Here is a 17,089-nt window from a genome sequence, read left to right as displayed (position 1 = left end):
TGCAGGATTTCAGACCAGCCCTTATTTACTTTGTACTCAAAAACATCTACCTAATAAAACGCCAACATATAAAACTGGACGAACCTATTCTATCTACCGTTCTTCCGATATGTACTTCACTTCTTTTTAACCCACAGTGCGCCTGCAATCAAGAGGAAAATGCATGTCCCAAAGCTGAGGGATGGAATGTTCCTCTTATTTTCGTTGACCTTTTCTGTGAAGTTATCCGCACTCTCGCGTGCAATCCAAATTTCAGGAGCCCCGTCAGGACCTGTTTCAGATGAGTTGTTCTGCAAACCTGTAGGAGAAGAAAACTGTGGAGACTCGCTCTGCTTCTTGCCAGTAACTGCAAAAGATGCAAAACCTGAAGTTTTCGATTCAAAATAGAAAAATGACTCATCTTCTCCGGTAATTCTGGAAGAAAGTTCTGTCCAGTTTGAGTCAGAATACCTGTATAGAGAAACTGAGGTAGGGTCAATTCCATTTTCGGAAAGCCAGTTTTTTTCTACCCTGAAATCGACTGCTGGGTCCTGTATATTTTCCTGGGATGCAAACCCACTGCTGCCAGCCCAGATATTAAAGTGTCTGTAAACCTCGCCTTCCGGCAAGCCTGAAACCAGAACTGACCGGTTTTTTAGCATTTCTACGATAACTGTAACTTTTCCGGCGTTTTTCCTCACATCAAATTCTACAGCTGTTACAGGTGTTGCATTCCTGGCAAAATCAAACAGGATATGGTTTCCACTGGTAATGAAACTCTGTGCCAGTTCCTTACTTTCGATATTGCTTGAAGGCTCAGGAGAGCTGGCAATCGAACCACTTCCTTCGCTTCCTCCGCTTCCTCCACTTCCTCCACTTCTCCCGGCTCCTGAATTCTTTTTGTTTTCTCCTCCTGAAGTGTTGCTCCTGATTATATTATCTTCATTTACGTCCTCAGGCGCGTCCATCTTTTCTTCTGCAGGATAGATAGTCCAGTTCCAGCTGTGTTGCAGGGTTGAAGAGCTGTTTATCATACCGTTTACCGCAATAACCGTCATATTGTATTCGGTTCTAAGAGGGGCGACAGTGCTGATTTCTGTGATGCTACCTATCATTTCTCCGGCATTAATGGAAAGAACCGCAGAAGAAGCAGATTCGTTTATCTGTAGAAGAGCTCCATTTAGTAACCAGCTGAAGGTGCAGTTTCTTGTAGAACGAATCCCGAATTCCAGAGTATCCCCTTCAAAGGAAGCGGGATCCTGAGCAGGAATTGCACTTCCTAATTCAAAACCCGTGGAGTACGATGCCAATCTGGTAATAAGCGGGAAAGAATCACTGCCATAAGGAGTGTCTCCTATTCCACTGCCATCTGTATCCGGTCCGTTATAGTCCGAGTAAAAATTTCCAAATCGACTTTCATAGATTCTGTCATTATAAAGATAAAATACCTTTGAAGCTGTATTCCAAGTGTTCGAAAGTCCTGTATCTCCTGAGGGACTTTGATTGAAACTTTCATTGATATTGACATTGTTGTCATCAAATTCGTTCTCAAGGATTGTGTTCAGGAAAGAATCTGTTAGCCTGAGCCCTTCAGCATTATTTGAAATGTTATTTTCTGTAAGAGTGTTATTAAACGACTCTTCAAGAAGGACTCCCTGACTACAGCCTGACACCTTATTATTCGTAAGCATACAGGCACCTGCACTTTCGAGATATATGCCAGCACGGGTAGAACCGTTTATACCAAACCCATTGATATTCGCAGAATTTGCAGTCACATGAATAACAGGCTCTCCGGAATATTCAGCTTCGAGAATGGTGTCCTCAGGCTTTCCGGAAACGGAACTTATGTTAAGAGCCCAGGGCACATACACGTTTTCCCTGTATGTTCCGGGGTATACAAGAATAGAATCTCCGGGCCTGCTGCTATTTATTGCTTCCGAGATTGAGGCAAAATCCCCGTTCCCGTCTGTTCTTACAATAAAAACAGAAGGGTCTCCTGATGCCTGTTCATGCATCCTGAGGGCATTCACAAGCCCGTGTCCGAAAACAGTATCATATCCGGGCTCACCCAGATCTGTTGATGAAGTATAAAGCAGCCTTCTTATATCCATAGCCGATTTTTCCGGAAAAGCGCTCCAGACAAGCCCTGCAACAGCTGCAACATGTGGAGAAGATGCGCTTGTGCCGTAAAATTTCTCTGAAATTCCACCCTTACCAGTGACACTTACACCATCAAGCCCTGAAAGATCAGCTTTCGGACGAACTTCCTGAGAAGGATAGGAGATCGTAGCCGGACCAATGGAAGAGAAATACTCGATCTCGTAACCTCCGGATTCTCCTGTCCCGACTGCTCCCACAGTTATTACTTCAGGCAGGGCAGGGTGCCCGAAAATTGAGTCTTCGGCAACGATATTTTCAGGATTAATTGTTACTCCCGGCCAGTAATAGATATAGAGCTCGAGTTCTTTTGCTTCCCCGGAAGTCTTTTTGATCTCAATAGAAGCGTTAAGGGCGCTTTTTCCATTATTGGTATACATAATATATTCAAGGGGCAGGTTGTCTCCGTCCTGGTAGACCGCACTGGACGCAATGACCTCTGAAGTTTTCCTGTCTTTAAGGTAAAGGTCATAATTATTTCCCGAATGTTCCCATCTATCGTCCCACTGGAGAAAAACCCATGCCTCTCCCGAGGGCTGGACCTCGAGTTCTAGATTCTTTACCTCTCCCTGCCCGCTGCTGAAATCATGCCAGCCACTCCCGTTGTCATGGAAAAACCCCTGGTAATGGCTGTCTCCGGAATTTCCCGCAGAACTTATGTAAAGGAGATCATGCTTTTTTACAAGCTCTTTTACATGGTCTGCTACTATCCCATCTTCAAAAAAAGGCTCGGAAAGCCAGCCTATATCATCACAGATAACAGTGCACCCTTCATTAACAATAGCATCGACAGCCCTGTTGAATTCGAGCCTGCTGCCTCCGCAGTCGTGAAAATACAGTTCTGCCCCTGGTGCGATATCATGGGCGATTTCAAGCATAGCCGTGCCTTCGTTTCCCCCTACCTTATTGCTCAAGATATGCACATCGGAAGGAATATCACCCATGGCCTGTACGTCCTCAAGGTTGTCTACCCCGTCAGATATAATTCCGATTTTGATCCCTGTCCCGTTTACTCCGTAAAGTTCCCTGAGGCTGGAAGAGTTAAGAATGGAGTCACCTTCCGAAACCGTACTTCTCTGCCTGACAAAGGGAGGAAGAACAGTTTGAATACTCCTTACCTCAGGAAGAGAAGCAAGCGTCTCGAGGGATTCGAGCGGAACCCACGCCACTGCGATATGATTTTCTTCATCTCTCTCCGCAACCTCGCAGTACCCGTCAAGTATATTGCTGCGTGCTAAAGGCTCCAGATAAATGTACACATAAACTTTTTCAGCCAAATAGAAAGAAGATTCACTGGCATTTTTCCCTGAACCTGGATAATTCCCCGGGTTTTCGCCTGAAAGAACCGCCCTTCTCGAAGCAGGATCTGCCTGACTTAACTGCCCCAGCTTTGCCATACGGGCTCGCAGAGTTTCAGAGGACTCTTTTCCGGAAAGATAGCGTTCGTCACTCAACTGCAGCAGATCACCTGAGAGCTTCTGCTGTGCAGGGCTTAAAGGCTCTCCGGAAGAAACAGCCCCCCACCCTGTATCTTCCCTGGAAATACTGCTATTTCCACTATCGTGTTCAGTCAGGATGGATTCAACTGCAGAAGCCCCCTGGATGCCCGAAACGCAGGAACTCAGGGCTCCTGATAGAAAAACAGAGATCAGAAAGACATTGACAGATAAACGAAATAATACTTTACTCATAACGACCAGCGCATTAATTTGTTAAAAATTATCCGGAAAGCACTCAATAGTCACATGAAAGACACAGGTAACACAGAATACAGGTAACTATCCGAAAAAGCTCTCATCCCCCACGAAATTGAGTTCTCAGAGTAAAATTAACGAGCTGATAATTTATATATTCATAAGATAAACTGATAAGATAAAACGTTAAGGTAGACTGTTAGGTTGTCAACCCCGAATTGTGCCTCGCCCAAATTGCGCCTCGCCCGAATTGCGCCTCGCCCGAATTGCGCCTCGCCCGAATTGCGCCTCGCCCGAATTGCGCCTCGGGAGTACGCGGTCCTTTTCACTCCACTCCGTTTCGCTCAAGAGGACTGATTTATGGGCTATAGTAGTGAGCTTCATTTAGGAGGGCTGAATTAAAAATATCCATAACCGCTACAACCATTTTCTTTATACCGGGTCGTTATTATCACGCCGTCAGGGGACCGTTTTTCTTGCAAAAAAAGGAGGAGGAGAAGAGGAAAGTCAGGAAGAAACGCGACAGGAAAAAAGCAGAAATAAGAAGAGACAGAAAATTTAGATTGAAAAATAATTTATGGTTAAGAGGAGGATTTCTCAGGGAAACTATTTCTCAGGGAAGAGGGATTTCTCTAAAATTCCCCCTGTTTCAGGCCCTTCAGGTAATATTATAACTCCGGGATGTCAGGGAAGGAATTGAATTCTTACAGTGCTGTCAATTACAGCCACACTGGCCTGAAGCTCTTTTTCTCTAGTTTTGAGATCTTCTTTTAAGGCAGCCAGTTTCTTTTCGGAACTTTCGATCTCTTCTTCAAGCAGGCGGGCTCTTGCCAGCAGTTCTGTCTCTTTATGTTCAAGTCCGGCAAGTTTTCCGGTATCTGAGCCTGCCAGTTCTGCTTTTTTTGCTTCAAAAACCTTCCGGGCCTCAATATACTCTTTTTTCTTCTCTTCAAAGGCCGAAGATGCGGACTTGACCTGTGAAAGGGCTTTTTCTTTCTTTTGAGTTTGTATATCAAGAGTAGGGTCTCCAAAAATTTTCTGAAGCTCCGGGAAAAAAGAAAGATCAAGGTTTACAGGGGATTCAAGGCAGATGTCAAGCTGCTGCTTTACCTCTGGTTTCAGGGTATACCTGCCGCTTTCATGAAGTTTTTTTATCTTCGAGAGGTTGCCTGAAAAAGGAACGAAAAGGGAATTCAGGCCTGTTTCGGCTTTTTTGAGCCTGTCTCTGGCTGTATCTGATTCATCCTGAAGGCTCTGCATACTTTGCCAGGCTTCTCCCCGTTTGAACTCTTCGAGAGCCTGACCGGTTCTGGCAGCTTCGTCTCTTAAAGCCAGAATTTTCCTGTTTTTGGATTCGAGTTCCAGTTTTTCGACCTCTATTGAAGCAGTTAGTTCTCTCACTTCCTTTATGCCTGTAGAAGCTGCTTCGATAGCTTCCATTTCTTGTTTATGTTCCCTGATTGTTTCCCTGAGACTATTAAGGACCTGACCCAGCCTGCCAAGGCTTTCAGTAACATCTTTTGATTCCAGAGGGAAGACAACCCTGGTGTATCGGAAACTCTGGTTCATATGTTCAAGGCAGGTGTCCAGGTTCTGCACAGCTGCTTCATGAAATCCTTTAAGAGCCCTGAAATCGGCATTCTCCAGAACTCCGAGTTTATCTATGAATACTCCTACTTGCTTTGTTACATTTTCCCGGTTGCTCTTCGCTCGTTTTACAGCCCTTATGTCAAAATCTCCTTCAACTTTTGCTTCCAGAAGCCGGGCATTGCTTTCTTTAAGCTCAGAAATTGCAACCTCAAGCTCTCTGAAAAGGCCTGAAACATCCTTTTCTATTTCAGAAGATACTTTTTGAGAATTCTCCTCCAGCCAAACGGGCAGTCCATCAAAACTGACTTCGCTGGAAACAGCTTTTTCATGTGATCTTTCTTGTTTTCCGAAGAGCTTTTTAATCCACTTCAATATGGGCCTTCCTTGAGTTTGATTAGGTTAATAAACATATGAAGTCAATAAATATATAAGCTAATAATTTTTATAAGGTTTGTAACTTGATGAGGTTTAAGACTTAAGATTTAAAATTTAAGATTTAAGATCTAAGATTTAAGATTTAGAACTTAAAACAATTAATAATCCAATAAACTAAATAATTTAGTAAAGTTAACTATTTGATGCGATTATTAGAGGTATAATTCTTTAGTCCCTGTATATGTTAAAGTTTGCTCTATGTAATCCTATTCTTGAATGAGAAAGAGGAATAAAAGAAAAGCTATCCTCGATAAGACACATACAAATCAATTAAAATATTTTATGCTGAAGGCAAATCTAACCAATATAATCCAACCGATGTATCCAAGACTAACGTTATAAAAATACCAGTCGGAGGCATAAAAAGCCTTTCGGGCTTTTCGGCATTCGGGAATAAAAAGCTAGGAGATAAGACAGGAGATTTAAAATGGATGATGGAATAAGCAACGGAATAATAGAGAGGGTGATTCCGTATACTGATATAACGGTATCGAGGCTGATTTTCGCAATAATAGTGCTGATTGCAGGATTTATTTCAGTAAAGTTTCTTGTGTATATATTCAGGAAAGGAATACAGAAAACAAAACTACCCGGCCTTACCACACAGTTTCTGGCACATTTCCTGAGCATTCTCCTGTATGTGATAGTTATTCTGGTCTTTTTGAAGAGTCTGAGTTTTGATGTGGATAGTTTTGTAATAGGAATTTCTGCGGTAATAGGCCTGGTCCTGGGTCTGGGAATGCAGGATACCCTTACGAACATAACAGCCGGGGTATGGGTTGCGGCAATTAGACCTATTGATACGGGAGAGATGGTGGTCGTAAACGGGCAGACCGGAAAAGTAAGAGCAGTAGGGATTATGTCAACAGAACTCCTGACCCCTGACAACCAGCTTATAACAATCCCGAATAAGCTTGTATGGGGGAGTTCCATTGTCAATATGACACGCATGCCTACAAGACGGGCTTCCGTGGATGTAGGCATAAGCTACTCTTCAGACATTGAAAAAGCTATCGTGACAGCTCTCGATATTATGAAAGGTCACCCTCTTATACTTAAGGAACCCGAACCTGCAGTGGTCACTACCGAACTTGCCAATTCTTCCGTAAATCTGCAGCTCAGGGCCTGGACGAAAACCGGGGATTTTGCAGCCGTAAAGAATACTCTGACTGCCGGAATCTTTGAGGCTTACAGGAGAGAAGGAATTGAAATCCCCTTCCCTCAGATGGAAATACATGTAAAGGAAGTAAAAAGGGAGATAAAGGAAACTCAAGTAAAAGGCATTGGGATAATAACTTTGGACTAATAGTATTGGACAAATAAGTATTGGACAAATAAGTATTGGACAAATAAGTATTGGACAAATAAATATTGGATATAATAGTAGAACAAATATAACCGGACAAAAGCAGAAAAAGTATAGTTACATGATCCAAATACAGGGCAGGGCTGCTTCAGAAGAAATCCAGACAGCTCTGCCCGGTTTATAAAATTGCCTGTCAATTCTTGTCAATTATCTGTTTTATTTCCAGCCGGTCTGTTTTGTTTCTTAGCAGGTTATATGAAATAGTGCCGAAACTCTGCCTTCGATTTCATTCCAGCGCTCAATTGCCCAGGGAGTCGGGAATAACTCTACCCCACATTTTTTTCCCGTGAAAAAGTCTTCAGCTTCCTCCGAAAGTTTCACAAAACCTGTCTGCCCGGTCCCGATGATGATTTTTTCTGTCCCCTCCTCATAGATATTCTCTGCTTCTTCAAGAGAGATTTTATGAGAAGTCCCATACTTTTCTTTTGAGAGCATTTTTTCCCGCATTTCAACCCTGCCGTCGAGGCGGATGAGAATATCGTAATCAAAAGTCTCTCCTTCTACAGTAATTGAACCAAAACTTGTGGAATCAATCTTTGGTTTCATGGTTTACCTCTTAAATTAAAGACTGAAAACGAGATTTCATATTACAATTGTTTTGCATGCTTCATATATATAACAGGAAGTTTGCTCCGGAACCTGAACTTATGTCAGTACGGTTTTTCTTGCTTTCTGAAAGGAACACAGGAAATTTATTTATATTTATTAAAGACTATTAAACATTTAAATAATATTAAAGAAATGAATTAGAGGTGAATAATAATGGGACGCTATTCATTAGAAGATTTTATTCAAAGCACAGGAGAAAGAGACCTCGGACAGGGAGTTTTTGAGCTGGAACGAGAACGCCTGCTTGAAGTTAATCTCAATAGTATGGTATGGACCAAAATGGGCTCCATGGTCGCATACACAGGGAATATAAAGTTTACTCGGGAAGGAGTCCTCGAACACGGGCTTGGGAAGCTCGTGAAAGTATCCCTGACAGGAGAAGGGGTCAGTCTCACAAAAGCCGAAGGAAGAGGGAAGCTCTACCTTGCGGACAAGGGTAAGAAAATATCGGTTCTGAAACTTGAAAATGATTCTATCTTCGTAAACGGTAACGACATCCTGGCCTTTGAAAATACTATCAACTGGGATATCAAGCTGATGAAAAAGCTTGCAGGAGTAATGGCAGGCGGGCTTTTCAATGTAAAACTGGAAGGAAACGGTATGGTTGCCATCACCACTCACCACGATCCTGTAACTTTTAGGGTAACTAAAGAACGTCCGGTCTTCACTGACCCTAACGCCACAGTTGCCTGGTCAGGAAATCTGGAACCTGAGATAAAAACTGATATCTCCCTGAAAAGTTTCGTTGGAAGAGGCAGCGGAGAATCTATCCAGATGGTTTTCAGAGGAGAAGGGTTTGTAGTAGTCCAGCCTTATGAAGAGATTTATTTCCAGGCTCAGACCTGAAAAAAATAGTTTACAGCGTAAAAATGGCTTACAGTGTAAATAACAAACTTAATCAAGTCAGGGTTTTTACTAACGGAAAGGAGGGAAAAGCACGGAAAATTGCGCATTTCCTCTTTCCCACTTTAATTTTCAGAAGCCATGGCTTCAACTTCATCGCCGCAGGTTGTCGAAAACCTGGTTTTTTCCTTCTTTGCACACTCCATTCCGTCTTCCACAGCTTCCCTAATGATGTATCCAGCTTTGTGCAGGATAGTATCCCCTATCTGAGGGTCTTTGTCCATACTCCCGGTACAGGGATAGGAATGGTGAGCTCCTGAGATGGTTTCTTTATATCCCGGAAGGTCGGTCCAACCGAGTTTTTTTGCGACAAACCAGGTCGAGCCACATGGGGCGTCCCGGATTACACCTGCTCCTACGAACATTTTCCCGTCAGGGCTCATCTCGACCCTGAGCACCGGTCTTCCGAAGCCAAGGTCAACAAAAGAATCTATCACTGGCTTTCCGGTTTTTTCGAGGGCGCAGAAGGGTTTCGGAGCCTCAAATTCAACACCTGTAGCTTCGAGTTCTTTCCTGAGCTGCTCAAGGACACCGGCAGGAGTTTTCTTTGAGTCTTCAGCGGGTGCAATTACGGCTTTTGCCCCGGTTTTCTGTACGACTTCGGGAAGAGCTGCAAGTAGGTCAGGGTGGATCCCTATAGCAAGGATCAAATCACATTCCGGAAGTGATGGAGGCAGAAACTGGGCAGGCTCTTCGATGAACGGAGGCAGGTCTTCCGGAAACTCATGGATTCCTACAATCAGGTTTGCATAAGATTTCCTTGCCTGTCGGCAGTGGTTGCAGAGCTCACCGCACGAAACGCAGAAATTTGATGAATTTACCAAATTCTGGATAACTTTTTTTCCGAGTTCGCCTGTATAAAGTACGAGGATTCTCATATTTTTGCTCTCCCTTTTCAAGGATTCCAATGTCACTATGCAAATTCGCTTTCGTTGTAACGATCCCCGCCTGTTTTGTATCTCATAATGAAAAACACAGAGAAAAAAATATTTTTTTGCGGGGTTGCTGATATGCTTTTAAAAGGTAGTTCTGACAGAAGGTGCTTCAGACAGCATACACTTCTCACAGCAGACAACTTTCACCTGTTATCATCTTACTATACATTATAATTATTTGTTTCAATCTATAAATAATGGGAGTTTCAAGATAGAAATCGGTATCCACAACTAAACCTCTGTATGAGCGCTCGAAAAGGAATAAAAAGCTGAAAACCGGGAAGAGGGAGGAAAAGGTAAAAAGATCGGGAAAGTATGAAGAAAAAAAAGGAAAAGATGGAAAAAAGAAGGAAATCCGCGGATCAGTTCTCTTTCATTCTCCCAGTTTTAAAGCACCGTGCGGACACATCTTGATACACAGGCCGCACTGGATACACTTCTTTTCATCCACGCAAAGGCTCCAGGTTTCATCAAAAGCGTAAACATTCATCGGGCAGACTGAGATGCAGGCTCCGCATTCAACACATTCTTCTTCATCCCTGTGAATAGGGCGATCCAGAATTGCAACTATTGCCCCTCTTGACTCGAGAGCATTTTTAATTTTGTCGAACCTGGAATCTTTAACGTCTGCAATCAGTTCTCCGTAAGTCGAGTCAATATTTGCGACCATAATATTAAGCAGGATTCTGGTTTCGATAATAGACTCGGAGATAATGGGGTTGTGTATCCTTTCCGTGGGGATGCTGATCTTTATTTTCATGCTCAGTACCTCCTTGCAAGGAGCTTGCTTATATTGTCGCTTGTGATAATTCCGAGTACCCGCTTCTGAGCATCGATCACGGGCATTGCCGAAACTCCATAGCGGTCCAGCCTGCGGGCTGCAAGGTCCACAGGTTCGTTCGGAGCGCAGGTCAGGACCTTTTTTGTCATGACGCTTTCTACGGAATCAAAAATATTTTCAGCAACAGCTTTTGAGATATCCCAGGCAGTAAGTATTCCTACCAGTTCGCCTGTATCCGAAATCACTGCAAGGTGGTTGAACGAATTCTCCCAGATCTTCTTTGCAGCGTCCTGAACAGTCTGGTTCTTTTTGATAGTAACAATAAAATCGGACATGACATCTTTTACAAGAGGCACTGCCTGTGTCTGTTTCATGGATTTTGCCGAGCCTTCACAGCAAAGCCTTTCCACAGGCGCGCTGATAAAGAATTTGCCGTGCTTTACCCATTCCTTAAGTTCATTTGCAATCTTCCTTGCGTTCTTGAAGCTTGAAAGGGAAGAGGTTAGAACGTCTTTTCCTTCAATCTGCACAGAGCCTGACCTGAGTTCGGCATAATTTACCTGCCTGACCACAGGCTTATCCTTGCTGCCCACGGCATAATCAAGGACACTGGTAGTGATATCCTCATCACGCACTGCAGTTGAGGCTGCGATCTTTTCATTAAGAATGGGTATTGGGATTCCGATTCCCATATAAAGGGTTGTCCCGTAGCCTGTAAAAGAAGCGGCCCTTAAATAATCAGGGTTCATTTCCTTAAGGTTTCCTTTAAGCATGAGGGTACCAAAACCGCTGGAGGGAGAATGTTGGGTCCCGTTCCCGATAACATAACCCTGGGCCCCGCCGATAAAAATCCTTGTGCCTGTTCCTATAGTTTCGTAGGTCGGGTCGTTTGACAGGGGAGAAAGGACTCCTGCTCCGGAATAGGTTACGTTACCAAAGTTGGGCAGAAGCTCTCCCATATAAGTATTTAGTATCCGTTTGGAACTGTTTGTTGCAGCAGCATATTTCTGGTAGGCATTTCTGGGATTGAGGAGAGCTGCTTCGTTTAAGTCATCAAGGGTGATTGTCGTATCAAGCACTTTCCTGGGATAGCAGTCCGTCCCGTAGGAGGTTGCGTGTACATTGATCTCTTTTCCTCTGAGCAGGTCTTCAATGACATGCGCTCCACCATACTGTATCCCGCGTGTGTCCGAGATCTGGGCAGCTCCAAGGTAAGCGTCAACAGCAGCAAGCCCGCTGTATGCCTCTACATTGTTGAACCATACTTTCTGGATCTTGATTGGGGGTTCCGAATGACCCAGGTTAAGCATCAAACCTGAAGAGCACATGGCTCCAAACGTGCCTGTAGTGACTACATCAACTTCTCTCGCGGCACCTTCCACGCCAAGACTTTCAACAATTCCGACCATTTCCTCGGCTGTGACTACATTGACGCTCCCATCCTCAATTTTTTTATTGATCTCATGAACCGATTTTTTAACCATGGGGTTTTCCTCTTTTTATAAACTTATCTAGATGGTAATTTTTGCCAGAATTATATATTACTTGTTATAACCCCTGGGGTAACAGCTACTTCCGTGAGAGGTAAAAAGTTCTGGCATTGCATAATTTATCTTCAGACTACTGCTGTCAGGTCTTCATTCCAATAATCAATAATCATATTTATGAGCCATATATATTACTTACGATAATCGAACCCCATTATCATGGAGGCTAGTTATAGAATAATCAACACCCGTTCACACTATATACAGGTTGCATAACATGGAACTCTTATGGTCAGGGAACAGGACTATTTTCAGTAAGTTTCTTATGCTTAGAGGATATTACCCGAGACCAGGTGATTTATTGACGCGTGTACTTGCTACCGGAACTTTTGACATTCTCCATCCTGGACATGTTTATTTCCTGACCCAGGCACGAGCTCTTGGAGATGAACTCTTTGTCATTGTTGCCAGGGATTCCAACGTGACCCATAAGCCAAATCCAATAGTTCCTGAGGAGCAGCGGCTTGAGATGGTGAATGCACTTGGAACGGTAGACAAAGCCACTCTTGGCAGTGAAAAGGATATGTTCGAACCCCTTAAGGAAATAAGACCGGATATCATTGCTCTGGGTTACGACCAGCATTTTGACATTGAGCTCCTGGAGATAGAACTTACTAAAAGAGGGCTTCCTGCAAAAGTGGTCAGGATTCCACTTTCAAAAAGATGCCCTCTTTGCAGTACCGGCGCAATTATAAAAGAAGTCCTTAAACGGTATGGGTAAACTTACCCCTACCGTCCTCTATACTTAAAAAAAATACTTTCCGGACCTCTATTAAAAAGGTCGCTTCGGAATCGTGTTTTATGCAAATACTTTTTCAAGCCTTTCAAGCGCTTCGCGGATTCTATCAATGGATGTTGCGTAGGAAATCCGGATAAAGTCCTCGCCGGAAGACCCGAAAGCAACTCCAGGGGTTACTGCAACATGAGCTTCCCTCAGTAGCTTTTCAGCAACTTCGGTCCCGTTTCCGTACTCACTCACATTGGCAAAGGCATAGAAAGCTCCATCCGGTTTCTTGCATTCAAGCCCTATTTTATTCAGCCCATCAATGAGGATGTCCCTGCGCATTTTAAAGCGATCCACCATTGCCTTCACGCCGTCCTGAGGGCCCTGAAGGGCTTCAAGCCCGCCATACTGGACAAAAGTAGTGGCGCTGCTTACAGAGTGGGACTGGATCTTCTGTAGAAGCTTGAAGATCTCAGGAGGAGCGGTAAGGTATCCAAGTCTCCAGCCAGTCATTGCATACGCTTTGGAAAAGCCGTTTACAGTAATGGTCCTCTCCTGCATCCCGTCAAAACTGCCAATACTGATATGTTCCCGGTCATAGATGATTTTCTCATAGATCTCATCTGAGACTACCAGAAGGTCATGGTCAATTGCAAGATCTGCAATGCATTGCAGGGTTTTTTTCCCGAATACGCCACCTGTCGGGTTGCCCGGGCTGTTTACAACAATGAGCTTTGTCTTATCGTTTATGTAATCGGCGAAATTGTCAGGCAGGAACCCTTTTTCAGGGACTGTAGGAACCCATACAGTATCTGCTCCTGCAAAACGAATGCAGGCGTCATAGGTTACCCAGGCAGGATCAAAGAGGAGTGCCTGATCCCCGTCGTCGAGGGCACCCATCATTATTTCGAAAATCCCCTGCTTTGCACCCGGGGTGACCAGCACATCTTTTTCGGTCACATCCAGGCGATTTTCCGTTCTCAGCTTTTCGGCAATCGCTGCCCTTAATTCCGGAATACCGCCAGAAGGAGCGTAGTGGGTCTTTCCCTCATACATAGCCTTTGCTGCAGCATCACAGATGTTTTTAGGGGTGTCGAAATCAGGTTCGCCAAGGCTAAAATTGATAACGTCTGTACCCTCTTTAATCATTCTGGTCGCGATGTTGGAGATCCTGATCGTTGCAGATTCTTCTACACGCTTGAGCCTTGCGGATGTCATAGAGATGGTCCTGGTTTGTTACACTCTTGCTAGCTTATTGAAGCATCAAGGAACTTCACAGCCGCCGCACCAACTTGACTGCAGCTTCTACTGCCCTTTTAGCATAGTCGACACGTTCATGAGCAGCCATCCTGGTCATACCCGGACCCGGAATTCCGAGAGTTACTGGCTTGTTGAACTCAAGGGAAAGATCCATGATCTTCCTCGCGGCGTGCTGCATAACCACCTGGTCATGGTCGGTCTCACCTTCGATTACCGATCCTATGGTAACCACTGCATCAATGTCCTCCCTCTGACAGAGCTTCTTGATTGCAAGGGGCATGTCAAAGACTCCGGGCACGAGAATGGTCTCTTTAACTGTTGCCCCCAGGAATTCCGCATGCTCTCTTCCAAGCAGCTCCATCTGATAGGTCAGATCCCTGTTAAATTCAGCTACAACAAATCCTAGGCTGATAGTCATTTAGTAAGGTCTCCAGTCTTGTTTTTAACTTAAAGTCGCTTCACATTCTCAAAGGACCTGCGTCCTCAAAACCCTGCCTCTGACCGGTACCGGCTTCCCTTACCAGTTTTTCCGGCTTGAAGAGCAGTTTTATCACGTTTAAGGCATGTTCCCGGGTCCTTTGATCCATGAGAAAAGCAAGTTCTTTTTCGTCTTTTCCTTCATCTTCATGGACAAATACCTCAATAATATGGGTATTTGTCATAAGCTGAGCCATAATAAGGCCCTGAGAAGCTTCATGAGCGCACATTTTGTCTTTTTGCTTCCCGCCAGGCATTCCAAGGGCCATTACGATATCGCAGCCTTCCTCTTCGATAAGCTTTTTGGTTGCTACCGGAAGGTCTTTTATCCCGGGCACGGTTACCCTTTTAATCTTTACGGATACGTTTTTCTGTATCTCGTCGATTGCTGCACGCCCCATATTATAGCGCGCAAACGTGGTATCTGCAATTCCTATTGTGGGCATGTGAATCCGATCGAATTTAAAGCTTAATATTCTTCTGGTTTTCCTGAAACGTTTATAAACCTTGGTCATGAAGGATTTTTTGAATCATCTCATAACCTGTCAATGACACGTGATGCAGCTTCGGTGCCTTCTCCCACGCTGCCAATGTAACCCCGCTTACTAAGCACGATTTCGAGCTGCTGAACAGTAGAGAGGACATCCCTTGCAGTCACATTTCCCATGCTTCCAATTCTGAAAATCTTGCTCTTCAGGCGTTCCTGCCCGCCAGCTATAATTACGCCACGTTTCTTCATGTCGTTTTTAATGTCTTCACCATCAACTCCTGCAGGAGATTTCATTGCAGTGATAGTGTTGGAGTATTGGCTGTACTCATTAAGTTGTGGGAACATTTCTATGTTCATTGCGCCAGCTGCTGCTCTTACTGCTTCGGAGAGTGTTCTGTGTCTTTTGATCCTTGCTTCCATCCCCTCTTCCTTAACGATACGAAGAGCTTCCTGAAGTGCATAAAAGAGAGGAATTGCAGGAGTGTAAGGCGTTTCCGGCCTGGGTTTATCCCCGCTTTTCTTATATGCCTTAAGGTCATTATAGTATGGCCTCTTCTTTATTCCGTTCATAGCCTCAAAGGCTTTTTCGCTTACGGAAACAGCTGCCATTCCCGGTGGAGCTGCAAGGCATTTCTGGGAACCAACAATTGCGATATCGACATTCCATTCATCGACTTTGACTTCGTCTCCCCCGAGGGAAGTAACACCGTCCATAATAAAAAGAGCGTTGTGCTTTTTTGCAAGCTTGCCGATTTCTGCAGCAGGATTCATGATACCTGCAGAGGTCTCGTTGTGGACAAGGGTGATAGCTTTTGCCCCTTCCTCGAGCTTTTCCTTAACCTGTTCAAGGTCAACAGGAAGACCCCATTCAAACTCCAGGGGAACCACTTCAGCATAAAGAGCTGCAAGGTCTTTGAAACGCTCTCCGAACTTTCCGTTCTCTATAGCGATAACTTTATCCCCGCTTCCGGTCACAGACCCGACTGCGGCTTCCATTCCCGCAGTCCCGGAACCGCTGAGCAAAAAGATGTCATTTTTTGTCTGAAAAACGTCTGCAAGAATTGCCCTGCAATCAGTATAAATTCCGGCAAATTCAACACTCCGGTGGTTGATCATCGGTTTTGACATTGCTCTAAGGACTCTGGGTGCAACAGGTACGGGACCAGGCATCATGAGAAGGGTATCTTCCAGATCCATATTTATTGTACTCCACACTTTTTTCAAAGATTAAATTGGTTTTTGTTTTTATTAATTGAGGAGGATTGATGTAAACTCTATGATATTGAAATTATTTTAGTAATGTAGTCCTGAAATAGTTCAGGGTAGTATAGTTATAGATACGGCATGCCGGAGGGATCCGTAGTACCTTAGCCCTGATACCTTTTCGACTGCATTTACCATGTTTCTCCGGACAGTTCAAACAGGTTAAGTACCGAATTAAATTAAGGATTCAGGTTTAATTGAATCCTAGTATATAATTCATGTGCTTTCCACACTCAATCTGAGATTCTGGCTTTAAGGAAAAAGGATTCCGGTTATTGGCCCTGAAGAAGCTTCATTACGTCGTGTTTTGTTACAACTCCCACGACTGTCCCTTTTTCTACTACAAGTACGGCAGGATTTCCTTCAAGTATATGCGAGACTACTGAGATCGAGATTCCGGGAGATACTGTGGGGAACGACTCCCCCATTATCCCTGAAACTTTCAACTGAGATATGGATTTTTTCTTGCTCTCACCCATCAGTTTTACGATCATATCTTCCGAAACACTTCCAACCGGAATTCCTCTATCAAGCACGGGAATCTGTGAAATACCATGAACATGCATAAGGTTTACCACCTCTTCTACCGAGTCTTCAGGAGAAACATGCAGGACAGGGGAATGCATCAGGTCCCTTATAATGATCTGCTGTTCCTTTTCAGCTTCCTCAAAAGCATCAAGGATTTTCCTGACCGTTGAGAGCCTGGGGTCTACATCTCCAGATTCGATACGCGCTATAAGAGGCTGGCTTACACCTGCCCTTTTAGCCAGGTCGCTCTGGGTAAGCCCGAGTTCATTTCTTCTTTTTTTAAGATCTTCGGGTGTTGGAAGCTGCATATATATTACCGATAGTAATTATGATATTTAATGTCATTGG

Annotated in this window: 15 protein-coding genes; 4 read left to right on the top strand and 11 right to left on the bottom strand. The window is 44.1% G+C overall.

Annotated elements, in window-relative coordinates; translation table 11 throughout:
- Positions 1-116: 116 nt before the first annotated feature.
- Entirely contained in the window at positions 117-3,830 is a 3,714-nt protein-coding gene (locus ACZ5A8_RS04585; RefSeq protein ID WP_464532480.1) for a PGF-pre-PGF domain-containing protein, read from the bottom strand.
- A gap of 479 nt (positions 3,831-4,309) precedes the next feature.
- Here ACZ5A8_RS04585 and ACZ5A8_RS04580 point away from each other — a divergent pair, with 479 nt between their 5' ends.
- Positions 4,310-4,507 (top strand): hypothetical protein, encoded by a 198-nt coding sequence (locus tag ACZ5A8_RS04580; protein WP_464532479.1) that lies wholly within the window; start codon positions 4,310-4,312, stop codon positions 4,505-4,507.
- A 10-nt stretch (positions 4,508-4,517) separates the two neighbouring features.
- Here ACZ5A8_RS04580 and ACZ5A8_RS04575 read toward each other — a convergent pair whose 3' ends face one another.
- A complete protein-coding gene (locus ACZ5A8_RS04575; RefSeq protein WP_464532477.1) occupies positions 4,518-5,795 on the bottom strand; it encodes a cell surface protein in 1,278 nt (425 codons plus the stop codon).
- Positions 5,796-6,285: 490 nt separating this feature from the next.
- Here ACZ5A8_RS04575 and ACZ5A8_RS04570 point away from each other — a divergent pair, with 490 nt between their 5' ends.
- Complete coding sequence (locus tag ACZ5A8_RS04570; protein WP_464532476.1) at positions 6,286-7,164, top strand: mechanosensitive ion channel family protein; 879 nt, start codon at positions 6,286-6,288, stop codon at positions 7,162-7,164.
- Positions 7,165-7,407: 243 nt separating this feature from the next.
- On the opposite strand, the gene ACZ5A8_RS04565 is transcribed toward ACZ5A8_RS04570, so the two are convergent.
- Positions 7,408-7,770, bottom strand: a complete 363-nt coding sequence (locus ACZ5A8_RS04565; protein WP_229388764.1) for an Mth938-like domain-containing protein — start codon at positions 7,768-7,770, stop codon at positions 7,408-7,410.
- 216 nt (positions 7,771-7,986) lie between these two features.
- On the opposite strand from ACZ5A8_RS04565, the gene ACZ5A8_RS04560 reads away from it, so the two are divergent.
- Positions 7,987-8,679 (top strand): AIM24 family protein, encoded by a 693-nt coding sequence (locus tag ACZ5A8_RS04560; RefSeq protein ID WP_464532475.1) that lies wholly within the window; start codon positions 7,987-7,989, stop codon positions 8,677-8,679.
- A 122-nt stretch (positions 8,680-8,801) separates the two neighbouring features.
- Here ACZ5A8_RS04560 and ACZ5A8_RS04555 read toward each other — a convergent pair whose 3' ends face one another.
- The 3 genes from ACZ5A8_RS04555 to ACZ5A8_RS04545 all read right to left on the bottom strand — a co-directional run bounded on the left by ACZ5A8_RS04555 (position 8,802) and on the right by ACZ5A8_RS04545 (position 11,936).
- Positions 8,802-9,614, bottom strand: coding sequence for a DUF166 domain-containing protein (locus tag ACZ5A8_RS04555; RefSeq protein WP_464532473.1), 813 nt, complete (start codon positions 9,612-9,614; stop codon positions 8,802-8,804).
- Positions 9,615-10,044: 430 nt separating this feature from the next.
- On the bottom strand, positions 10,045-10,431 hold the full coding sequence (locus ACZ5A8_RS04550; protein ID WP_464532471.1) for a 4Fe-4S binding protein: 387 nt from the start codon (positions 10,429-10,431) through the stop codon (positions 10,045-10,047).
- A gap of 2 nt (positions 10,432-10,433) precedes the next feature.
- Positions 10,434-11,936 carry an L-aspartate semialdehyde sulfurtransferase gene (locus tag ACZ5A8_RS04545; RefSeq protein WP_464532470.1) on the bottom strand — a complete coding sequence of 501 codons (1,503 nt, stop codon included), beginning with the start codon at positions 11,934-11,936 and terminating at the stop codon, positions 10,434-10,436.
- Between the two features lie 328 nt (positions 11,937-12,264).
- Between ACZ5A8_RS04545 and ACZ5A8_RS04540 the strand changes: the two genes are divergently transcribed.
- Positions 12,265-12,720 (top strand): FAD synthase family protein, encoded by a 456-nt coding sequence (locus ACZ5A8_RS04540; protein WP_464534009.1) that lies wholly within the window; start codon positions 12,265-12,267, stop codon positions 12,718-12,720.
- A gap of 78 nt (positions 12,721-12,798) precedes the next feature.
- Here ACZ5A8_RS04540 and ACZ5A8_RS04535 read toward each other — a convergent pair whose 3' ends face one another.
- The 5 genes from ACZ5A8_RS04535 to ACZ5A8_RS04515 all read right to left on the bottom strand — a co-directional run bounded on the left by ACZ5A8_RS04535 (position 12,799) and on the right by ACZ5A8_RS04515 (position 17,049).
- Positions 12,799-13,941 carry a pyridoxal phosphate-dependent aminotransferase gene (locus ACZ5A8_RS04535; RefSeq protein ID WP_229388785.1) on the bottom strand — a complete coding sequence of 381 codons (1,143 nt, stop codon included), beginning with the start codon at positions 13,939-13,941 and terminating at the stop codon, positions 12,799-12,801.
- Positions 13,942-13,996: 55 nt separating this feature from the next.
- The gene (gene ribH / locus ACZ5A8_RS04530; RefSeq protein ID WP_011032198.1) at positions 13,997-14,401 is read right to left on the bottom strand and encodes a 6,7-dimethyl-8-ribityllumazine synthase; all 405 of its coding nucleotides are present in this window, start codon (positions 14,399-14,401) and stop codon (positions 13,997-13,999) included.
- 40 nt (positions 14,402-14,441) lie between these two features.
- Complete coding sequence (gene ribC, locus ACZ5A8_RS04525) at positions 14,442-14,906, bottom strand: riboflavin synthase (RefSeq protein WP_464532467.1); 465 nt, start codon at positions 14,904-14,906, stop codon at positions 14,442-14,444.
- A gap of 89 nt (positions 14,907-14,995) precedes the next feature.
- On the bottom strand, positions 14,996-16,147 hold the full coding sequence (locus tag ACZ5A8_RS04520) for a pyridoxal-phosphate-dependent aminotransferase family protein (RefSeq protein ID WP_464532465.1): 1,152 nt from the start codon (positions 16,145-16,147) through the stop codon (positions 14,996-14,998).
- Between the two features lie 338 nt (positions 16,148-16,485).
- A complete protein-coding gene (locus ACZ5A8_RS04515; protein ID WP_229388792.1) occupies positions 16,486-17,049 on the bottom strand; it encodes a helix-turn-helix domain-containing protein in 564 nt (187 codons plus the stop codon).
- Positions 17,050-17,089: the final 40 nt, after the last annotated feature.

The sequence above is a fragment of the Methanosarcina subterranea genome (assembly GCF_055385895.1).
Note: the sequence above shows the minus strand (reverse complement) of the source record. Positions and strands in the feature narration are given on the sequence as shown.